Raw genomic sequence first — 20,613 nt, forward strand, 5'->3', positions numbered from 1 at the left:
TGAAGGAGTCTTCACTCCCGCCCCCGCGCCGTCAAGAGGCACATTCCCCCTCGGCGCACCCTTCGCCATCACCCTGGACATTTCCACAAAGCGGATCCGGCGGCGGGTCCTGCGCGTCCGGGTCCGCGCTGGCCGCGAGGACGACGACCGCGACCTGCGAGGGCACCCGCCGGCGTGCGGCGTGCGCCAGCTCCTGCACCGCCTCGGGGGACACCGACCGCTCGCCCAGCAGCAGGTCGAGCAGGCGCCGGCGACGCCGCTCCAGCTCGTCGGCGCTGCGGGACCGGGCCTCGGCGTATCCGGCTGCTGCCGCCTCCGCGACCTCGTGCACCGTCCTGAACGCCAGTTCGCCGAGGGCGGCCACGGCTGTGGAGTCCAGCCCGACCTCCTCGGCCGTGCGGCTGAGCCGCCGCCAGGCGTGCAGCCCGCCCACGCGCAACGCCGACTGCAGCGCGTCCAGGCTGCGTCCTTCGAGGGCTTCGCCGCGGCCGAGTTCGTAGTACGTCGCGGCGATGGCGGCGTCCTGGCCCCGCGGGTCGGCGATGTGGTCGACGAACAGGGTGAGCGCCTGAACCACGCCGGACCTGATGTGGCGGCCCTGGACCGCGGCGGCGGGCCCCCGTATTCGGGGACCTGTCGGCGGACCTCTTCCTCCACCTCGTCGGCCACGGCTTCGAGGTCGGAGCGCAGCAACTCGGCCAGGTCCGGTGGCACCGAAGGAGCGGTTCGGGGGCCCCGGCGGCACCGACGTCGCTCCGGCACCCCCAGCGCACGGGCGATCATCGGCCAGGAGGCGGTGAACTCCCGTCGCCAGTAGGTCCAGTTGTGTCCTCCTCCCGGGTAGCCCGGACGAACAGACCGGTCTCGGTGAAGGAGCCCTGGTCCACGAGCCGTTCGATCCGCTCCCGCGCGCTGAGCGCCCCGCGTCTGCGCGGCGGGACCGCCACGGCGGCCTGCTCCTGACGGCGCGCCAGGTCCGCGATGCGTGCGGCGGAGCTGTCCGCCGAACCGGTCATGGTCGCCTGGGGCGTTGTCGCCTCTCGCGTCACAGCCACCTCCGAAAGTGGTTCTCGAATATGGCAGCGACGCCGCTGTGGCCCCCGGCGATCGCTGTTGCGTTTGCGTGAGGTGAGTCCCGGCGGGCGCGGCTTCGTCCTGCCGTGACAAGCAATCGCCGACCGGGCCCCCTCCCGTCGCCCGCCGGTCGCGCGCTTCTTCGTACGTTCAGGTCGCGCCCCGGCCGTTTCCCCGCGGCCGGGGCCTGGGATAGGGTCCCCCCGGTTCCGGCTGCCGATCGACGACGCGCCGGTATGGGGAGTGCCAAGGGGGCGGCAGAGCAGTGGAATCGCAGGTGGACGGCGGCGGATCCGTGGACCTCGACGGCGCGCGGTTGGAGACGATGACTCTCGAACCGCTGCTGACCAGGGACTACGAGACGCGTCCTTCCCTCGTGTACGAGCGGCTGCGCCAGCGCCACGGTCCGGTCGCGCCGGTCGATCTGCTGGGCGTGCCCGCCTGGCTGGTCCTCGGCTACCGCGAGTCGCTCGAGGTGCTCCAGGACGACGCCGCCTGGCCGAAGGGGCTGGAGAACTGGCGGGCCCGCACGGAGGGCAGGGTGCCGGCCGACTGGCCGCTCGGACCCTCCCTCGAGGTCAACCATGTGCTGATCCAGGGCGGTCCCGGCTACCCGGCGCTGCGCACGGCGTGGGACGCGGCGCTCAAGCCGTTCCAGGATCCGCGCCATCCCCAGGCCAAGCGCCTGAAGGCGGCCGTGACCGCCTACGCCGACGAGCTGATCACCCTGGTGGGCCAGGCCGGCGGCACGGGCCTGGCGGATCTGTCCGCCCAGTTCGCCCGTCCGCTGCCGCTGATGGTCGCGAGCCGGCTGCTCGGGTTCCCCGGGTCCCAGGGCGACGACGCGCTGATGGACATGTGGCGGGTGCTGGACGCGGGCCCGGACGCCGAACCGGCGCTGGAGCGCTTGTTGGCGGCGCTCGCGGAACTGGCGGCGGTGAAGCTGAGGACGCCGGGGGAGGACTTCCCCTCGTACCTGCTGGCGGCCCATCCCGACCTGTCGCTCGACGAGTTGGCCCGTGAGCTGTTCATGCTGCTGGGCATGACCTCCGACCACGTCGGCATCCTCATCTCCAACACCGTGGTCGAGGTCATCTCCGGCGAGGGCGGCGGCGCGCGGGCCAGCCTGTCCGCGGGCATGGTCCGGGAGAGCATGAACCGGGTGGTCATGCGCAAGCCGCCGCTGGTCAACTTCGTGCCGCGCTTCGCGGCCGCGGACACCCCGCTGGGCAACCATGTGATCCGGGCGGGCGACCCGGTGTGGGTCTCCTCCGCGGCGGCGCACGCCGACCCGCTGTTCGCCGGCCATGTGGAGTCCGGCACCACGGTCAGCACCCGGGCGCATCTCGCCTGGGGCGCGGGCCGCCGCCAGTGCCCGGCGCGCGAGCTTGCCTCGACGGTTGCGGCGGTCGGCGTGGGCCGGCTGTTCGAGCGGTTCTCCCATCTGGAGCTCGCCCTGCCGGTCGACCAACTGCCCTGGCGTTCTTCGCCGTTCATGCGGGGCCTGCGCTCGCTGCCGGTACGGTACGCACTCGCCGCGACGCCCGGACCGCAGCCGGGCCGGGCCCCGGACGCGGAACCCGCCGAGCCGACGGCGGAGGCGGATTCGACGGCCTCGGACCCGACGCTGCCGGACTCGGCGCTGCCGGACCCGGCGATCCGGCAACGCTCGTCGCTCTGGCGCTACTTGACGGGTCTCATCGGCGTGGGCCGCTGAGTCGGCTGCGGGCGGCGGGAGCCGCCCGCACCGACGAGGCCGAGCGGCCTCAGCCCATGCTCTTCGCCCCGTCGATGGCCTCGCGGATGATGTCCGCGTGCCCGGCGTGCTGGGCGGTCTCGGCGATGATGTGCAGCAGGACCCGGCGGGCCGTCTGGCGCGCGCCCGGCTCGAACCAGGGAGCCGGCGGCAGCGGCTGCTCCGCGTCCAGGTCGGGCAGCGTGGTGAGCAGCTCGTCCGTGCGGTACGCCGCCTCGGCGTACTCCTTCAGCACGCCGGTCAGCGTCTCCCCGGGCAGCATCCGGAACTCGGCGGCTCGCGCGGCCCAGTCGTCCTGCGTCATCTTGGTGAAGTCGGGCATCGCCGAGGGGCCTTCGAGGATGAAGCCGACCCAGTTCCGCTCGACGGAGGTGACGTGTTTGATCAGCCCTCCGAGACACAGCTCGCTCACCGTGGTGCGCTGTCCGACCTGCTCGTCGGTGAGGTCGCGCGTGGTGAAGCGCAGGAAGTGCCGGCTCTTGGTCAGCGCTGCCAGCAGGTCGGCGCGCTCGCCGGTGAGGGTGGGGGAGTCGCTCATAGTTCTTTCCTCGGTCGATCCTGTTCCGCGGTCGAGGACCACAGTAGGAGCGATTGAGGTCAGATCCTGACCTAAAACGCCGGGGCGGTCACCTCCCTGCCAGTACCCCACGCCGCCGCGCACAGTGCTCGTTCGACCTCGCCGGTGTAGAGGGCGGAGGCGAGCCACGCACGGGCGAAACGGTGCGTGTCGGCGGGGAGCAGCCGGCCGAAGGCGTCGCGGGAGCGGTCCGCGGCGGCGGCCCCCAGCTCGTCCAGAAGGTCGCCGGCGGTGCCGAGGCCCACGCGACGCAGCCGGGCTCCGTCCCCCGTCCCGCCGCCCGGAAAGGCCAGCACCCGGCGGCCCCCGGACACGGTCTGGTGCACGCGCCGGCGCAGCAGGTGCAGCGGGGCCTCGTCCGCGACGGGTACGGCGACGGGCGCGGGGACGGCCGTCACGGGGGGCAGGTCGGCGTGGCGGAGACGGTCCAGACCCAGGTCCAGCCGGGCGTCGGACCTGCTCGGGTGCTCGGCGGCGAGCAACTGCGCACGGGGGAGCGGCCCCGGGGACAGTCGGACGACGATCCGCAGGCGGCTCCCGCGGGCGGCGGCCAGCAGACGGAGGTTGTCGCGGTAGGGCAGGGCGGGGTGGTCGTGGGCCGCGACGAGCCGCAGGGCACGTCCTTCGCAGTCGGCCAGCAGACACTCGCCCGTCGCCTCCCGGACCGCCCCCGCGAGGGTCACCGTGAGGAACAGCAGGTCTCGGCCACCGGCCAGGGCCCCCGCGACCTGCTCGGCGACGGGGACCCGCCACAGCCGGTCGAGCGGTGCGGCGTCCCAGAGGGCCCCGGAGGCGCGCACCGCCCGCACACGGGCCCCCGCGCCGAGCCGGCCGGTCGGCGAGACGGTCGCGCCGGACACCGCGAGGCCGGCGCGCGCCAGCTCACGGTGGGTCAGCGCGGTGTCGCCCATCCGCACGGTCCGGTCGGCGGCGCCGGTCGCCCGGCCGGGCCCGCCGGGAGCCACGTCGGAGACCGTGTACAGGCGGCCCTCGGCATCGGCGGTCCAGGTGACCGCGCCCGCGTGCCCGGTCGCCGTCAGGACGGGCTCGGAGAAGACCCCGTACAGGCGCAGCGAACCGTCCGGCGTGTACGGCTGCCGCACCGTCCCGCGCAGTTCGGCCAGCGCCCCGCCGCTCGCGGACGGGAGCCGGTGCGCCACGGCGAGGACGTCCCTCAGCGCGTCCGCCAGCTCGGGCAGCCGGTAGGCCGGGTCGGCGGAGCGGGCCGCGCGCACCCCGGTGACCACGGAGACCGCCGCTGCGGCGGCCCGGGGCAGTCCCGCGAGCCGCGCGGTGTGCGCGGCGCGCAGCAACGCCGCCTGGAGCACCGCGCCGGACCCGTCCGTCCCGGCGTCGAGTACGGCGGCCGCCGCGTCGAACACGGCTTGCGCGGCGGTGAGCTGGGCGGGGGCGAGGAGATCGACGGCGGTCGCCTCCCCGGCGACGTGCGCATCGGGGGCGGAGGACGCGGCGAGGGCGGACGCCGCATCGGGGACGGCGGCCGTAGCGGGGGCGGAGGTCGCGTCGGGGACGGCGGCCGTAGCGGGGGCGGAGGTCGCGTCGGGGGCGGTGGCGCCGGCCGACGAGCCCGGCTCCGGTGACCGCCCTCGTCCGGGCCCGTCCTCTCGGGCCTGCTCGGGCCGCCGCCCGACCGGGGCCGTCGCCGCGGCCGCCGGGACGTCCTGCGCCACCGGCGCGGCGGAGGCCGCCGCCGCCCGGTGCAGACAGTCGGGCGCCAGCAGACAACCGCAGCGGATCGCGTCCGCGGTGCTCACCACGCCGTCCGGGGCGTGCAGTTCGAGGTCGGTGTCGTCGTCGACGGCGATCCGCACGGTGTCCCCGTCGCGGACGACCGGACGAGCCGCCAGCTTGGCCACGCCCGCGTCCAGACGCTTGCGCAGCCTCGGCGACAGCGCCTCGACCAGGTCGGCGGTGACGGACGGGGCGACCGGAGGCAACAGATCCGGGCTCATGCGATCTTCTCCCCTACCCAGCGGGCGAGTTCGAGCGGACTGAGGGCGGCGACGGGCATGCCCGCGGCGACGAGCTGCCCGGCGACGCCCGTGGAATAGCGCGGCCGGCCCGAGTCGTCGAGACTCGCGCAGCCCAGCACATGGCAGCCCGACCCGACGAGCGCCCGTACCTCGGCGAGCAGCCCGCCCAGCGGATAGCCCTCCTCGAAGTCGCTGACGACCACGACGAGGGTCCGGGACGGCGCCGTGACGAGCTCGCGGGCCTGCCGCAGACCCGCCGCGATGTGCGTGCCGCCGCCCACACTGACTTCCAGCAGCAGCGACAGCGGGTCCTCGACGTGACCGGTGAGGTCGATGACCTCCGTGGAGAACGCCAGGAAGTGGGTCGACAGCGTCGGCACGCCGGCCAGCACCGACGCCGTCAGCGCAGCCCACACCGTGGACGCCTCCATGGACCCGGAGACGTCCGTGACCAGGATCAGCCGCCAGTCCGCGGCCCGCCGCGCCCGGCTGCGGAACACCGGGCGCTCGGGGACGACCCGCACGACGCCGTCCGGGCCGCGCCGCGCGGTCGTCAGGTTGGCGCGCAGGGTGCGCGGCAGGTCGAGACCGCCGCCGGGCCGCCGGCTCGGGCGCGGCAGGGTCGTGCCGTGCAGGGCGGGACGCAGCCGTGTGGCCAGCTCCCGGGTCAGTTCGTCGACGAGTCGGCGCACGAGAGGGCGCAGCGCGGCGAGCCGGGCCTCGGGGAGCCCGCCCGCATGCCGCAGCACCGTGTGCAGGAGTTCCACCGAGGGGCGCACGCTGTCCGCGTCCAGCTCCGCGAGGACGTCCTTGCGGCCCGATGCCGCGGCCGCCGCCAGCACTTCCTCCCGGATGCCCGGTCCGAACAGCGCGGCCAGCTCCTGCGACCACTCCCGTGCCCCCGGATACGGCGCCTCCCGCCCGCCGCCCGCCCCCGGGCCCGTCAGATCCCCTCGGCTGCCCTCGCCGCGGCCGCTGCCGTACAGCTCGTCCAGGGCCGTCGCCAGCGAGCGGGCGGACGCGGGCAGCCGGTCGGCGCGCCGCCCCAGCACGAGCCGCCACCGGTCGTCTGCGGCGAGGCGCCGGTCCTCGTCGCGGGACGCGTCCGCGTCGCCCCCGGCCGGGTGGGGGACGGCCTCGCAGGCGACGGGGACGGAGGCGACGGCCGCGGACGCCGCTGTCTCGACGGTGGGCGCCGTCCCGCCGCGGGCGCCCGGCGCCGACAGCAGGCCCAGCGTGCGCAGGGCGTCGCGCGCGACGAGGTCCGCCTCGGCCCAGACGGCGAGGGCGACCGGGTCGACGCCCTCGGTGTCCCCGATGCGCCGGGCGCCGAGGCGCTCCTCGACGGCGGCGAGGAGCCGGTCGCGGGCCGCGGGGCTCAGGGTCTCGAAACCGCCCCGCAGCGCCGGAAGCCGGTCCAGGAACTCCCGGTCGGGCAGCGCGGCGACCCGGTCGAGCAACGGCGTCAGAGCGGCTTCCGCGGCCTCCAGGAGGGGGCCCGCGGCGGTCAGCAGCCCGCTCAGCCGGGCGGTCAGGGCCGAGCGGGAGCCGGGATCGACGGCCCCGTCGACCCAGGACGCGACCCGGTCGCCGAAGGCGCGCGCGTCCTCCTGCCCGAGCAGCACCCGGACGGCTCCCGCGGCGCCGCGCATCAGCGGCGAGCCGTCGGCGGCCAGCCGGGCCAGCGCGTCGGCGAGCCGGACCCCGCCCAACAGGTCGGCCCGGTGGGCGAGTTCCAGCAGCGCGTGGGCGTCGGCCGGGTCCTCGGACCCGGTCAACCCGTCCACCTGACGCACCGCCGCCGAGGTGAGCAGCTCGGCCACGGCGGCCGCCCGCGCCGTGCGCCCCTCGTCGGCGCCGAGCCCCGGCACATGACCGGCGCGCAGACGGTCCGACAGAGCGAGACCGGCGAGGAGCTCGGGAAGCGTGCCGGCCTGCGGCAGCACCTCGGCGACGTCGTCCAGCCGCTCGTCCGCGAGCACCGGCAACCCGCACTCCGCGGCCTCACCTAGGCCCCGAAGGACCTGGGCGGCGGTCGACCCGCCCTCGTCCCCTTCCGTGCGCAGCCGCTCCCGGAGCACGCCCTCGGCGGCCTGGGCGGCGGTGACGCCCCGTACGCCGGCCGCCGTCAGCATGGCCGCCGTCGCCGGCGTCCAGCGGACCTCCCAGCGTGAGGTGAGAGCCTGCGCGCCGCCCGCGCCGACCACCTCCTTCGCCTCCCCGTAAGGCACTCCGCACACCGTGAGCCGGCGCAACAGAAGATCCCGGCGCCGGTCGAGATCGGACCGCAGCGGATCGAGCCGCAGGTCCCGGACCGCGCCGGAGCTGTCCTGCGGACCCGGCAGACCCAGCGCGGCCGTCTCGGCCTCGACAGCAGGGGCCAGTCCGCAGCGCGGCGCGTCCGGTGCGGGCCTGCCGGTGCGCGACCCGACGAGCACCCGCTCCATCGCCCGTGCGACGGCCCGTCCCCGTCCGTACGGCTCGCCCTGCGCGAGGACCGTCTGCACGGCCTCGACCAGCTCGCCCCGGCCCGGCGCGGGCAGCCCCCGCAGCCGGGCGAGGTCCGAGGCCAGCCGGCTGATCTCGCGCGCGTCCGCCGGCCCTGACGGATGTCCGAGGCCGCGCAGTTCCGCGCAGATCCGCACGGCGGCCCGGACCAGTGCGTCCTCCAGCGCCGCCGGATCGCCCGCCGCCCGCAGCACCGTCTCCTGCCACTGCGGATCCCGGATGCCGGCCGGGTACCCGGACCGTTCGTCGAGGAGGGCGTACGTGTACGGGATGAGCGAGGTGATCCAGGCGGCTCCCCGCCCGGCCGGATCGCCGACCCGGCCGCCGGCCGTCGAAGAAGCGCCGTCGCCCCGCCCGGCCCCGGCTCGCCCCTGCGCCCGCCCGTCGCCGCCCCCGTCGCCGCCGCCGCCCCCGTCGGCGAGGGCCGCTGCGGTCAGAGCCAGCGCGTGGAAGGCGCCGACGACCACGGCGGCCCGCTCGCCGTGCGCGGTGGCCTCGGCGATCCGCGACCGCATCCACCGCTCCCGCCGTAGATCCAGCTCCGGCACCCCGCCCCCGGCGGCCGCCTCCTGGCGCAGCGCCCACCCCGTCAGCAGGGCCGCCCGGCGCAGCGCCTCGGGCGGCGAGCCCGGCGCTGCGGCCTCGACGAGCCGGTCCCACAGATCGTCCCCGGGGCGGCCGGTGAGCCCGGCCCGCAGCGCGTCGGTCAGACCGAGGCCCGCGCCCTGCGCCGCGCCGTCGCGGCCCTCGCCCCAGGCCCGGTCCGCGAGCGGAAGATCGCAGGCGATCAGCGGGACGCCGTGCCGGGCGGCCCAGCGCACGGCGGCCAGCTCGGGCGAGAAGTCGGCGAACGGGTAGAAGGCCGGGCCCGCGCCGCCCCGTCCGTCGCCGGGTGCGGCGGCGAGCGCGACGGGGGCCCGGGTCTCCTCGTGCCCGAGCCAGCCCAGCCACTCCTGCATCTCCGCGGGCAGCTCGACGAGCACCGCATCGGGCCGGACCTCGTCCAGCAGCGCGGGCACGGCGGCGGCCAGCGAGGGCGCGTGGTGCCGGACGCCGATGAGACAGGGCCCGGCCGAGTCGGTGAGGACGGCGAGAGCCTCGTCGGGGGACGCGGGACCGCCGACCGGACCGATCGGACCCAGCTGACCGAGAGGGCCGAGGGAACCGAGGGGGCTGGGAGAGCCGGCGGGGTCCGGTAGACCGGAGGAGTCCGGGAGGTCGGCGGAGTCCGGGAGGGCGGCGGGGTCCGCGGAGCCCGGGGCGTCCGGGGCGTCCGGGTCGCCTGCGGCGGGGTGGAGGGACACGGTCGTCAGCCCTCCAGGACCGTGCGCAGGTCCCACAGGGTGCGCCAGGTGGCCGACCCCTGCTCGGCCCGGCGCCGTACGGGCCCGTCCCAGTAGCCGCGCAACCGGGACGCGTCGGCGGGGTCGTCCTTGCGGACCACGCCCAGCAGATGGCCCGGCAGCAGGCCGAGCACGTCACGGTCCCCGGGGAAGTAGGCCGCGGCCAGGGCCAGCGCGCCCGCGACGGACACCGCCTCCGCCGTGCTCATCACGGTGGACGGCCGCTCCACCTCCCAGCCCTCCGCCGACCGCCCCTCGCGCAGGTCGCGGAAGGCCGTGACCAGCGCCTCCAGGACCGCGTCGTCGACCTGGAAGGGCGCGCCCACCCGCTCCACGGAGGCCCGCGCCTGGCTGCGCACCAGCGCGGTCTCCGCGTCGAGGTCCGGGATCGGGCCGACCGTCTCGAAGTTGAAGCGGCGCTTGAGGGCCGCCGACATCTCCGACACGCCCCTGTCCCGCAGGTTGGCCGTGGCGATGAGGTTGAAGCCCGGCGCGGCATGCGCCAACGCGTCGCCGGTGCCCGCCAGTTCGGGAACGGCCATGCGCCGCTCGGAGAGCAGGGAGACCAGCGAGTCCTGCACCTCGGGCAGGCACCGCGTGACCTCCTCGACCCGTGCGATCGCGCCCCGGGACATGGCGGTCAGCACCGGCGAGGGCACCAGCGCCTGCCTGCTCGGTCCCTGCGCCAGCAACAGGGCGTAGTTCCAGCCGTACTTGAGCTGGTCCTCCGTCGTGCCGGCGGTGCCCTGCACGACCAGGCCGCTGGTGCCGCACACAGCGGTGGACAGCAGCTCGGACAGCATCGACTTGGCGGTGCCGGGCTCGCCGACGAGCAGCAGCCCGCGCTCGCCGGCGAGCGTCACCACGCACCGCTCGACCAGCGCACGGTCGCCGACGAACTTGCCCTCCACCGTCATCCGGCGCGGCGCCCCCTCGGGCGTCGGGGCGTCGTCGGGGAGCTTCAGGGCGCGACCCTCGCTGCCCATGACGAACGTGACCACCGCACGCGGGGTGAGCCGCCAGGCGGGCGGCCGCGGTCCGTCGTCGTACGCGGCGAGGAAGGCGAGCTCGGCGGCGTACCGGTCCTCGGGCGGGACGATCTGACGCGCGGCGGCGGCTGACGGGGCGTCGGACACGGCGTCGGACGGGGCGGGGGAGGACGGGACGGTGACAGTCATCGGCGCGTGTTCTTCCAGGGGTGACGGGACGGTGGTCATCGGCGGCGGCCCTTGCGGGTGGCGCGGGTGGTGAGCTCCTCGTACGCCGGGGCGTCGCCCGAGCGGACGCGTTCCCAGGCGCGGGCGAACAGCTCGGGCACCGGTACCAGCGGCACGGCGCGCCCGCGGGACGGAATCGGGTACAGGCTCTTCTTCCAGAGCTCCACGGGAAGCGCGGGGGACTTGAGGTCCAGCCAGCCGCACGGCAGGAACAACGTGCGCCCGGCGCGCGCCCTCTTGGCCTCCACCACCAGGCCGCTCGCCGCGAGCTCGGCGCGGGCCCTCTTCGTGCGGGCCGGCTTCCAGCCGCTCCAGCGGACGCAGTTGCGGTCCGTCGGATCCGGCAGCGCCAGCAGCTGGAGGTAGAGCGCCGCCGCGTCCTCGCCCAGCCCGTGGTGTGCCGCGGCCTCGGCGACCAGCTCGGGCACGACGAGGATCGGATCCTGGGCGTGTCCACGGGGATCCGCGGGATCGCCGCCGGCACTGACCGCGCGGGTGAGCTCCTCGTCGAGGAGGGTCCGCAGCGCCCGCATTCCCAGCCCCCGGCCCTCGCCGACGAGCCCCTCCACCAGGCCGAACACCGGGTCGTCGGGAGTGCGCAGCGCGCCCGACCTGACCAGCACGGTCTCCTGCTCGCCGTACCACGGACGCAGCACCAGCGCCTCGCCCGCACGCGTCAGACCGTGCTCGTCGGCGCCGCCCGCCGCGGGCAGCCCGTACGCCTTGCGCAGTTCGACGGCGGCCGAGGCGCCGGTGTCCGTCCACGCGACGTCCAGGTCGAGCAGCAGCTCCGGATCGGCGAAGCGGCGGCGCAGCGCGGCGAGAGACCCCGGAAGGAGCGCCCGCAGCGGGTGCCCGTAAGGCAGCGCGTAGGCGAGGCCGGCCAGCGCGGTCACGGCCCGGGTCAGCTCACTGCGGCCGGGCAGCGCCGCCGGGTCCTCGGCGACGAGGTTGCCGTCCTTGTCCGGTCGTTGCACGGTGGTGCGGCTGATCCAGGGGGTCCGCTGCGGGTTGAGGACCTCCTCGACGGAGCCGGTGGCCAGTCCGGCGAGCGAGAGCTCGCCCGCGAGGTCCTCGGGCAGCCGGACGACTCCGCCGAGCCGCTCCGCCCACTCCCGGCCGGCCGCCCCCGTGTCCGGCCCGGCCGTCCACAGGTCCCCGGGGTTCGACGGCAGCAGCGCACCGATCAGCGCCAGCCGGTCGGCGGCCTCGACCGAGGACAACAGGGCGTCGCCGAGCTCCTTCTGGCGTGGCTTCAGGTCGGTCGCGGCGATCACCTCCTCCGTGAGCTGCGCCGGCCGGCCGGCGATCAGAAGGGCCGCCTGCATCGGCCCCAGCCCCCCGCCCGTCGATGCGGCGAGCGCTGCGGGCGCCTCGGGCTGCCAGGGCGCCGGGCCCTTGTCCCGGACGAGCGCGGTGACCGCGCTCAGCGCCGCGGCGGGGAACACCGCCGGGTGCGCGGTCTCCTGCGTCAGGGTGAAGTGGGCGATCGCCCCGAAGGCGCCGGCCGGGTCGTGGTCCAGGGCGAGCCAGCGCACCTGTCCGGACTGCCGGTCGATGTTCTGGCAGCCCAGCACGACGACGGTCCGGCCGTCCCGGCGCAGGACCTGTCCGACCCGCTCCTGCTTCTCGTGCGGTTCGCTCAGCACGACTTCGCGCAGGACGCCGCCGCACGCGGCGAGCGGCCCGTCCGCGACCGCCTCGCACAGCAGAAGCAGCGCCTCGCGATGCGGCTCGGTCACCGTCGGCGAGGCCGCCCGGTAGGCGAGCGGACGCAGCACGTCCAGCAGCGGCGTCCACATCAGGCCGATGCCGGGAACGGTGAACTCGTCGCTGCGCCATCCGTCGGCGGCGCCGGCGGACCGGGCGGCCTCGCGCAGCGGTGTGCCGTCGGCGGGCTTCCCGGACAGCACGTGGTTGACCGAGCGGATCTGACGCAGTGCGCTCCAGCGCAACTCGCTGCCCCACCACCCGTGCGTGTGGGCGAGTCCCGCCGTGGCCTCGCGCAGCGTCTGGTCGTCACCGTGCTCGGGCTCCAGGTCGGCGTACATGCCGAGGACGCGTCGGCTCTGCGCCTTCGGCCGGTCCACCGGCGGCGCTGCGAACGAGGCGGTCGACCCCGCGAGCCGCAGGACCGCGCGCAGCAGCGCGGCGACGCCCGTGGCGATTCCGGGGGCCTCCAGCGACGGCAGACAAGCGACCACGACCTGCCGAAGGACCTCGTCGGCGGACGGGACGGCGGCCTGTGCGTCCGCGGTCCCGTCGACCGCGCCGGCCGCCGCCAGCGCCTCCCGCCGCTGCGACAGAGCCTCGGCCCCGGCCCGTACCAGGCCGGCCGACTGCTCGTCGGTCAGCGCGCGCAGCACGGCCGACGCAGCCTCGTCGCGCGGACGCAGCGCATGCCAGAAGTCGACCGGCGGGACGAAGCGGGTGCCCGCGGCGAACTCGCCGCCGCGCTCCATCGGCGTCACCCGGCCGAGTTCGCCTGCAGCCGACGGATCGTCACCCGCGTACAGGGCGACCTGCCGGTGCAGGCCCACAGCCACCGGCTCGGCGCCGCCCGGCAGGCGCAGCGCGCCGAGCAGCTCGCCCGGCGCCCGGCCGTCGGCCCGGGCAACGGCAACGGCGACGGTCCGTCCGTCCGGAGTGCCGGCGACCGTGCGCGCCTCTGCGCCCTCGCCCTCGGTGCGCACCCAGCGTCCGAGCACCGTGCCGTCCGTGCCGAACGGACTCTGCTCCAGGCCCGGTCGCAGCGGGAGCACCTGGCACTGCTCCTGACACAGGGTCGCGTCCTCCCGGATGCCGGACTGCAGGAACGCGGGCAGCGAGGCGCGCCCGTGCGCGCCGGTGGCCGGGTCGTACTCGAGCCACACCTGCTGCCGGCCCTGCCTGCCCTGACGCCACAGGGAGACGCCGTCGCCGAGCACGCGCCGGCCGGGCGGCAGGACGGTGTCGCCGGCGTGCAGGGTGCGCCCGCCGGTGGCCCGGCCGCCGCCGGGCAGCGGGATCGACGGGGCCCCGGCGCCGGAGCCGCCGTACCAGTAGTGGGGGATCTGCTCGCCGCCGAGCGGGAACACGTCCGCCGGGCGGGCGGACCAGTACCCGAACTGCTTGCCGTCCTGCCGCCACATCACCAGCAGTTCGCCGTCGGTGTAGCGGAACGCCGGGCGCTGCCAGCGGTCCGGCTCCACGGGCAGCCGCAGGTCGTGCTCCAGCAGGATCTCCTGCGGTCCGACGACGAACACCTTGTGCTCGCGCGAGACGATCAGCGCGGGCCACGCCTCGTGGACGGTCATCGGGTTGTCGTGGTTGCGGCCCGGCCGGGTCTCGGCGTCGAGCCGGCGCAGCGCCTCGTCGAGCGCGGGCCAGCACAGTTCGTCGAGAATGCCCGCCCGCAGCGTGTGTCCGAGCAGGGGGGCCACCTCGTGGGCGGCGACCGCGGCCACCGCCGCCGGGCTCACCCGGGCGGCCACCGCGCGGAAGGGGCGCAGCCGGTCCAGCGCCGCCCGGGCGGCGGGCAGACCGACCGCCGCGGTCAGTTCCCCGGCCGCGTCCTCCAGCCACTCGCGCAGGACGTCGCCGAGCACGGGGTGCGCGGCCAGACCGTCCAGCACCCCGCCGTCGAGCCGGTGGTCCCTGAGGGAACCGATGTCGACGTACAGCAGACGCCGCAGGCGCGGGTCGGCCGCCATCGCCCTCAGGTCGCGCCGCTCGGGACCGGGCCTGCCGATCCAGCCGTCCAGGGAGAGGAAGACGACCTCGTCCGGGCCGGGCAGCGCCAGCGGCACGCCCTGCGCCGCGCACAGGTCCAGCAGATCCACGTCGGCGCCGGACCGCCAGCGTCCCGTGCACACGTCCACGGGACGGCCCTGCTCGCGCAGCCGCGGCGCCATCCGTTCGACCAGGGCGAGGGTCGCCGGGGAGCGGTCGCAGACGTTCCCGCCGTGTTTGCGGTGCAGCGCCCAGCGGCCGAGCCAGTCCGCCGCGTCCGCCCCGTCCCCCGCCTCACCGGTGAGGAGCCGGTCGGCCCCGCACTCCACGAGCAGCGCCAGCCAGAACTCGTCGTCCTCCACCGAGCGGCCCAGGCCGGCCGGCATGATCTCCAGCAGGCGGCCGCGCACCTCGGGCCGCTGTCCGGCGAGGACGGCCAGGGTGGGCCGGTAGGCGTTCCAGAAGGACGCGGGGGCGCGGACCGCCGCGGGCGACGCGAGCAGGTCGGCGACCAGAGCGCACTCCTCGGCGACCCGGTCGAGACCGGCGGCCTTGATCAGTCCGCGCGCGTCCTGCGGCAGCGAGGCGTAGGGCGGCATGCCGGCGGCGCAGCGCTCCACGGTCAACTGCCGGAACTGCGCCCAGGCCGCGGCCGGATCGAGCCGCGCGGCGAGCGCTTTGACGTGCTCCTTGAGCGCCTTGACGGTCAGCGCCCCGGCGAAGGCGAACTCCAGGAACACCGCCCGCTGCCGCTCCTCGTCGACCGCCAGCGCGTGCACCCGCTCCGCCTCGCGAGCCTTGCCGAAGAACGCGGAGGCGTACGTCGTGTTCTCGTACTGCAGGAAGACGCGGGCCGCCTGCTCGTAGAAGGTGGGCAGGAAGTGCGGCACGGCCCGGCCGAGCCGGGCGCCGAGCTCCTCGAAGCCGTCCTTGGCGGCGCCGGGACGGGACTTGGCCTGCCGTGCGAGCCGCTCGACGTCCTTGACCAGCGCCAGTGCGTGGTGGCCGTTCGCCGGGTCGTTGACCAGCGCCCAGGCGGGGAAGCCGAGCGTCTCCCGGCGCACCTGACCGACCTCGGGCGTCTCCGCCCGGCGGGTCAGTCCGAGGAAGTCCAGCGCCAGGTCCTCGGCGTCGCCGAGGGTGTCCGGCACGAGTCGCACGACCGCCCGGTCGCCCAGGGCGGGATGGGTGTACGCGCGGACCGTGAGGGCGTCGGCGTCCTCGCGGTGCGTGCTGCCCGGGGGCAGGACGGCGCCGGCGTCGAGCAGTACGGCCGCGGTGGCCTCGTCGTAGGTCGTCATGCCGCCCGCTCCTCGTCCTCGACGTCGCGTCCCGCGTACAGCGCGGCCGCCATCCGCATGCCCTCCGACCAGGCCACCGGCCCGACCTGACCGAGTCTCAGCACCCGGCCGGCGGAGTCGGTGAACACCAGGGGGCCGGTCTCCGCCTCCCCGTAGCCCTCGTAGTCGCCGACCCACACCCGGGCCTCGACGGTCCGGCCGTCCTCCAGCACGGAACAGACGGCGTGACCGCCGCGCACGCGGTAGCCGAGCTGGGTGACCCTGCCGTGCAGGAACCGCTGCTCCTTGAAGGCGCCGCCCGCGTACTCCTCGACGGCCGTGTCCTGCGCGTCGAGCGCGGCGGGCCGCTTCCACACCTCGCGGAAGAGCTGCTGGGCGCGCTGCTCGACGCCGAGTTCGACGGCGAACTCCCGCAGTTCCTCGAGATCGTCGAGGAGTACGGGGTGCGGGAGACGGACCAGATCGGGGACGATGCGCACGCTGTCGCCGTCGAGGTCGACCAGACCGAGGCCGCGGTCCAGGTCGGCGTCCCGCAGGAACCCGGCGACCTCGCCGTCGGCCCCGGTGACGACCAGGTCGCGCAGGGCGGCCTGCCAGGCGGGGTCGGGCCACACCCGCGCGACGACCGCGAACGGCACCGGAAGCGAACGCACCATCCAGCGCTCGACGTCGGCCAGACACTGGCGCTCGTGCCGTTCCAGCCACTCGGCGAGCTGACGCAGCCCCACCACCGCCGGATCGTCGGCGATCTTCGGCGGCACGGACTTCAAGCGCCGTCCGGCCGCGTTGCGGCACACCACCTTGCCGTCATCGAGGGCGACTTCGTAGTCGCCGGCCGACACCCACCCCATGCGTGCCTCCCGCACCCGCAGTGATCAAGTGACGGGAACTGTAGGGGAGGCCACTGACAACGAGGCCGTACGAGCGTCGACCTGGGGAAAAGCCCGGAGTGGGAGCCCGCGGGCGGTCGGTCAGCCCTCGACCCAGCCGTGGTTCTTGGCGAACTGCGCCAGCCCGGCCCGCACCTGCACGATCTGCTCGCCGGTGAGCGAGGGCGCGGCGGTCAGCAGCGCCTCGGTCACGTCCCGGACGAACTCCTCCGTGCTGAGGACGTCGCACAGGACGTCGTCGTCGGCGGCGAGGGGCTTGCCGTCCTCGCCCCGCGCGAGCCGCACCCCGGACGCCTTGGGGCCGCGCTCGCCGTCCTCGATCTCGAACTCCACCACGATGCCCCGGCGCACCTGGGACTCGGGCATCAGCATGTCGTTGACGTGCAGGAAGACATCCTCCCCGCCGTCGTCGGGAGCGATGAACCCGTAACCCCGCTGGCTGTCGAAGCGCACCACACGACCAGCAACCATCCCAACCCCCAGCAACCTCGAAACACCCACGTCGGTGAACCTGCCCAGATGGTAGTCACAGCGATGGCGCGGGGGCGAGGCTCGGCGACGAGAAGAAGAGGAGGGTCAGTCCTCGGCGCGCTCGGCGTCCCGCTTCTTGAGGCGCGCGGTCTCCTTGCGGACCTCGGCCTGAGTGGCGCGCTCCTTCACCAGCCACGTCGGCTTCTCCTCCTTCAGCGCGTCGATCTGCTCGGAGGTGAGCGCCTCCGTCACCCCGCCCCGGGCCAGACCCGCGATGGACACGCCCAGCTTGGCCGCGACCACCGGACGGGGGTGCGGACCGCTCTCGCGCAGCGTCACCAGCCACTCGGGCGGGTTCGTCTGCAGTTCGTTCAGCTCGGCGCGCGAGACGTCGCCCTCCTGGAACTCGGCGGGCGTGGCGGGGAGGTACACACCCAGCTTCTTCGCCGCGGTGGCGGCCTTCATCGTCTGGGTGCTCTGCTGCGACTTCATGCGGTCCAGGGTATCGGCCGCCGACGAGGGCGCCGACCACGGCCGGTGACCGCAGCCGGTAGCCTGGCGGGATGACCGACTCGGCGGACATCCCCTCGTTCCGGCTCGCGTACGTCCCCGGAGTGACCCCCGCCAAGTGGGTGCGGATCTGGGAGGAGCGCCTGCCCGAGGTCCCCCTCGCCCTCCTGCAGATCGCCGCCGCCGAGGCCTCCGACTCCCTGCGCGAGGGCGTCGCCGACGCGGCCCTCGTGCGTCTCCCCGTCGACCGGACGGTGCTCAGCGCCATCCCTCTCTACACGGAGACGACCGTCGTCGTGGTCCCCAAGGACCACGTGATCACCGCCGCCGAGGAGATCACCCTGGACGACCTCGCCGACGAGGTGGTCCTGCATCCCCTCGACGACGTGCTCGGCTGGGAGCGGCCGCCCGGCGAGGCGGCCTTCGAACGCCCTGCGACCACCGAGGACGCGATCGAGCTGGTCGCGGCGAACATCGGCGTCCTGGTCGTGCCGCAGTCCCTGGCCCGGCTCCACCACCGCCGTGACCTGACGTACCGCACGGTCGTCGACGCCCCCGGGTCGCAGGTCGCGCTCTCCTGGCCCGAGGAGGCGACCACCGACCTGGTCGAGGACTTCATCGGGATCGTCCGCGGCCGCACGGTCAACAGCACGCGCGGACGGATCCAGCCGGCCGCGGCGAAGGAGCGGCAGCCGCGCAAGGCGCAGCAGGGCGGCGCGGCCCGCGGCGCCGGCGGGGCCGCGGGTGGAGCCCGTGGCCGCAGCGGCGGCGCGAAGGCCGCAGGCGGCGGCAGGAGCGGCGGCACGAAGGGCGGCGCCGGCCGGCGCGGCGCGGGCGGCGGAAAGCCCCGCCGCCGGTCCTGACTCGGCGGCCGCCGAGCGGTCGCCGGTCCTGGTCCTGCTGCTGGGCGGGTCGCCTGCCCTAGTGCGGCGGCTGCCGCGCGGTCGTTCGCCCGATCGACTGCACCAGCGGCAGGAGCCGGTGCGGCACGCGTTCGCGCAGGGCCACCTCGGTGCGGGTGCGGACCACCCCGGGCAGACTGATCAGCTTCTGGATGACGTCTTCGAGGTGGGCGTTGTCCCGGGCCACGACCCGGGTGATGAGGTCGCCGCCGCCGGTGATGGAGAAGGCCTCGACGATCTCCGGCACGGCGGCCAGCGCGTCGCCCACGTCGTCGAGGTGTCCCTGGGTGACCTCGATGTGCACGAACGCGAGCACCGGGTGGCCCAGTGCCGCGGCGGAGAGCGTCGGTCCCGTGCCGGTGATCACGCCGTCCCGCTCCAGCCGGTCGAGACGGGCCTGCAGCGTGCCGCGGGCCACGCCGAGCAGACGGGCGTACTCGCGCACGCTGGTCCGCGGCTGTTCGATGAGCAGACGCAGGATGCGGGTGTCCAGCTCGTCCACGGCCATGTGGTCGCCCGGTCCCTTCGTGCGCACACCGATCAGCGACGACAGTACCAACGGCCCGACGGCGCGCGACTCGGCGACTCCCGACGACGGCGGCGGACCGGGCGGCCGGGGCGAGTGGGCCGTTGGCCGACCGACGGCCGGGACCGACGCGGTGTGTCTGTGCCATTGGCGCAGTGTTCACGGAGCCGGTTGAACCATTCGCCCCTCTGATGCTGAGATGATCCCGTCGATGGCGCTGCGGACTCCGCGGCGCCTTTTCCGTGTCGGCGTCGACGTCGGCGCGTGCGGGTGGGAAAGGGCGGGGCAGCTTGCTGAAGAGGGCTTTCGTGGCGCCGGATCCGGGGCGGGCGCGGCTGCGGTTCGCCTCCCGGGCGGTGCTCGGCGTCGGGCTGGCCGTCGCCCTGTGTGCGGCGGTCGGGCACACGCTGACGGCGGCCGTCACCGGAGGGCTGGCCGCGCTGCTGGCCCTGTTCACGGTGACCGACCCGACCGTGCGCGGCCAGGCCGTGACGACGGCGCTGCTGCCCGTCGTCGGACTGCCGGTGCTCACCCTCGCGGCCTTCCTGCACGACCTCCCCGTCGCCCGTGACCTGGTCTTCCTCGCCGTCGTGGGCGCCGGAGCCTACGCGCGCCGGTGGGGACCGCGCGGGCACTCGCTCGGGGTGTTCGCCTTCATGACGTACTTCGCCGCGCAGTTCCTTCACACGGTCCCCGCCCGGCTGCCTGAGCTCTGCGCGGCCGTGACGCTGTCGCTGGCGGCGTCGTCCGCGGTGCGGTTCGGGGCGTGGTGCTACGAGCGGCGCTCGCCCGTCCCGCCGGCCGTCGCTCCGCCGACCGGCGGCCGCGGCCTCGCGCGGGTCACGACCCGGCAGGCAGTCCAGGCGACCGTGGGAGCCGCGATCGCCCTGGCGGTCGGGCAGGCGCTCTCCGACCAGCGGTGGTACTGGGCCGTGGGCGCGACATGGTGGGTGTTCGTGAACACCGCCTCGCGCGGTGAGACGCTGGTGCGCGGGTTCCGGCGGTTCCTCGGGACCGTCCTCGGGATCGCGCTGGGCCTGGTGGTGGCGGTGCCCCTGCACGGGGAGCCCGTGGCGTCCGCCGCGGTCGTCGGCGTGGGCGTCTTCGGGATCTTCTACACGGCCGCCGTCTCCTACACGTGGATGATGCTGTCCGTCACGGTCATGGCCAGTGCGCTGTACGGGCTGCTGGGCCTCCTCGACCCGGCGCTGCTCGCCCTGCGGGCGGCCGAGACGGCGGTGGGCGCGCTGGGCGCCGTCCTCGCGGTGCTGCTGGTGCTCCCGGTGACCACGCACTCCGTCACCGACGCGTGGGTGGAGCGCGCGCTGCGCTGCGTGCACGCCTGCACGGCCGAGGCGGCCGCGCGGCTCGTCGGCGCGGCGACCGCGGACCCGTCCCGGCGGGTGGCCGAACTCGAGCAGATCCTGGCCCGCGTCCGGATGTCGTTGGCGCCGCTCGTGCATCCGCTCAGCCCCCTGCGCGCCCGCAAGGGCAGGGCCCGGCACGTGCTCGCGCTGCTCGACGACTGCGCCCGCGAGGTGCGCGGGCTCGCCGCCGTCGCAGCGGACCCGCAGGCCTCGCACGACGCCCGTCTCGTCACCGCCTGCCGACGGGTCGAGGCCGCGGTCGAGGCGCTCACCGTCCCGACGGGAGCCGGCCGTCGCTCCACGGCGACCGGCGCGGCCCCGACGCCCGCCCCCGCCGAGCCGGTGCTGGCCCATCTGCACGCACTGGAACGCGCGCTCCTCGAACTCGCCGTCCCGCTGCGCCGCGCCGACCGCGTCCCCGCCGGCGCCTGACACGGAGCGCTCCCTGCCGTCGGCGGTGCACGCC

At 75.7% G+C, this 20,613-nt stretch carries 13 protein-coding genes and 1 pseudogene; 3 read left to right on the top strand and 11 right to left on the bottom strand.

The genetic code is table 11. The annotated features are described in order from the left end of the window. Positions 1 to 100: 100 nt before the first annotated feature. Both ABT300_RS24640 and ABT300_RS24645 read right to left on the bottom strand, forming a co-directional pair. Positions 101 to 783: pseudogene (locus ABT300_RS24640) on the bottom strand (PucR-like N-terminal domain-containing protein); the annotation flags it as partial. Further along, positions 780 to 1,055: a hypothetical protein gene (locus ABT300_RS24645; RefSeq protein WP_351679509.1), complete on the bottom strand. Its 276-nt coding sequence runs from the start codon at positions 1,053 to 1,055 to the stop codon at positions 780 to 782. The gene ABT300_RS24645 and the pseudogene ABT300_RS24640, both read right to left, overlap by 4 nt. 284 nt (positions 1,056 to 1,339) lie before the next feature. Between ABT300_RS24645 and ABT300_RS24650 the strand changes: the two genes are divergently transcribed. Then, entirely contained in the window at positions 1,340 to 2,791 is a 1,452-nt protein-coding gene (locus ABT300_RS24650; RefSeq protein ID WP_351679471.1) for a cytochrome P450, read from the top strand. 49 nt (positions 2,792 to 2,840) lie between these two features. Here the strand turns inward: ABT300_RS24650 and ABT300_RS24655 are convergent, their stop codons facing one another. The 8 genes from ABT300_RS24655 to ABT300_RS24690 all read right to left on the bottom strand — a co-directional run bounded on the left by ABT300_RS24655 (position 2,841) and on the right by ABT300_RS24690 (position 17,334). Continuing rightward, positions 2,841 to 3,368, bottom strand: coding sequence for a DinB family protein (locus ABT300_RS24655; protein ID WP_351679473.1), 528 nt, complete (start codon positions 3,366 to 3,368; stop codon positions 2,841 to 2,843). A 71-nt stretch (positions 3,369 to 3,439) separates the two neighbouring features. Next, entirely contained in the window at positions 3,440 to 5,380 is a 1,941-nt protein-coding gene (locus ABT300_RS24660; protein ID WP_351679475.1) for a hypothetical protein, read from the bottom strand. Then, positions 5,377 to 9,051: a DUF5682 family protein gene (locus ABT300_RS24665; protein ID WP_351679504.1), complete on the bottom strand. Its 3,675-nt coding sequence runs from the start codon at positions 9,049 to 9,051 to the stop codon at positions 5,377 to 5,379. Before ABT300_RS24665 ends, ABT300_RS24660 begins: the two co-directional genes overlap by 4 nt. Before the next feature lie 167 nt (positions 9,052 to 9,218). Then, positions 9,219 to 10,430: an ATP-binding protein gene (locus ABT300_RS24670; RefSeq protein WP_351679477.1), complete on the bottom strand. Its 1,212-nt coding sequence runs from the start codon at positions 10,428 to 10,430 to the stop codon at positions 9,219 to 9,221. Between the two features lie 35 nt (positions 10,431 to 10,465). Further along, positions 10,466 to 15,481, bottom strand: coding sequence for a hypothetical protein (locus ABT300_RS24675; protein ID WP_351679479.1), 5,016 nt, complete (start codon positions 15,479 to 15,481; stop codon positions 10,466 to 10,468). Further along, a complete protein-coding gene (locus tag ABT300_RS24680) occupies positions 15,478 to 16,332 on the bottom strand; it encodes a DUF4132 domain-containing protein (protein ID WP_351679481.1) in 855 nt (284 codons plus the stop codon). Before ABT300_RS24680 ends, ABT300_RS24675 begins: the two co-directional genes overlap by 4 nt. A gap of 120 nt (positions 16,333 to 16,452) precedes the next feature. Beyond that, on the bottom strand, positions 16,453 to 16,842 hold the full coding sequence (locus tag ABT300_RS24685; protein WP_351679483.1) for a cold-shock protein: 390 nt from the start codon (positions 16,840 to 16,842) through the stop codon (positions 16,453 to 16,455). A gap of 105 nt (positions 16,843 to 16,947) precedes the next feature. After that, positions 16,948 to 17,334 carry a DUF5997 family protein gene (locus ABT300_RS24690; protein WP_351679485.1) on the bottom strand — a complete coding sequence of 129 codons (387 nt, stop codon included), beginning with the start codon at positions 17,332 to 17,334 and terminating at the stop codon, positions 16,948 to 16,950. 71 nt (positions 17,335 to 17,405) lie between these two features. Between ABT300_RS24690 and ABT300_RS24695 the strand changes: the two genes are divergently transcribed. Continuing rightward, a complete protein-coding gene (locus tag ABT300_RS24695) occupies positions 17,406 to 18,215 on the top strand; it encodes a LysR substrate-binding domain-containing protein (RefSeq protein ID WP_351679487.1) in 810 nt (269 codons plus the stop codon). 58 nt (positions 18,216 to 18,273) lie between these two features. On the opposite strand, the gene ABT300_RS24700 is transcribed toward ABT300_RS24695, so the two are convergent. Next, entirely contained in the window at positions 18,274 to 18,762 is a 489-nt protein-coding gene (locus ABT300_RS24700) for an Lrp/AsnC family transcriptional regulator (RefSeq protein WP_351679506.1), read from the bottom strand. A gap of 308 nt (positions 18,763 to 19,070) precedes the next feature. Here ABT300_RS24700 and ABT300_RS24705 point away from each other — a divergent pair, with 308 nt between their 5' ends. Further along, positions 19,071 to 20,579 carry an FUSC family protein gene (locus ABT300_RS24705; protein WP_351679489.1) on the top strand — a complete coding sequence of 503 codons (1,509 nt, stop codon included), beginning with the start codon at positions 19,071 to 19,073 and terminating at the stop codon, positions 20,577 to 20,579. The last annotated feature ends 34 nt before the right edge of the window (positions 20,580 to 20,613 follow it).

The organism is Streptomyces sp. NPDC001027, from assembly GCF_040299045.1.
Taxonomy (GTDB): Bacteria; Actinomycetota; Actinomycetes; order Streptomycetales; family Streptomycetaceae; genus Streptomyces.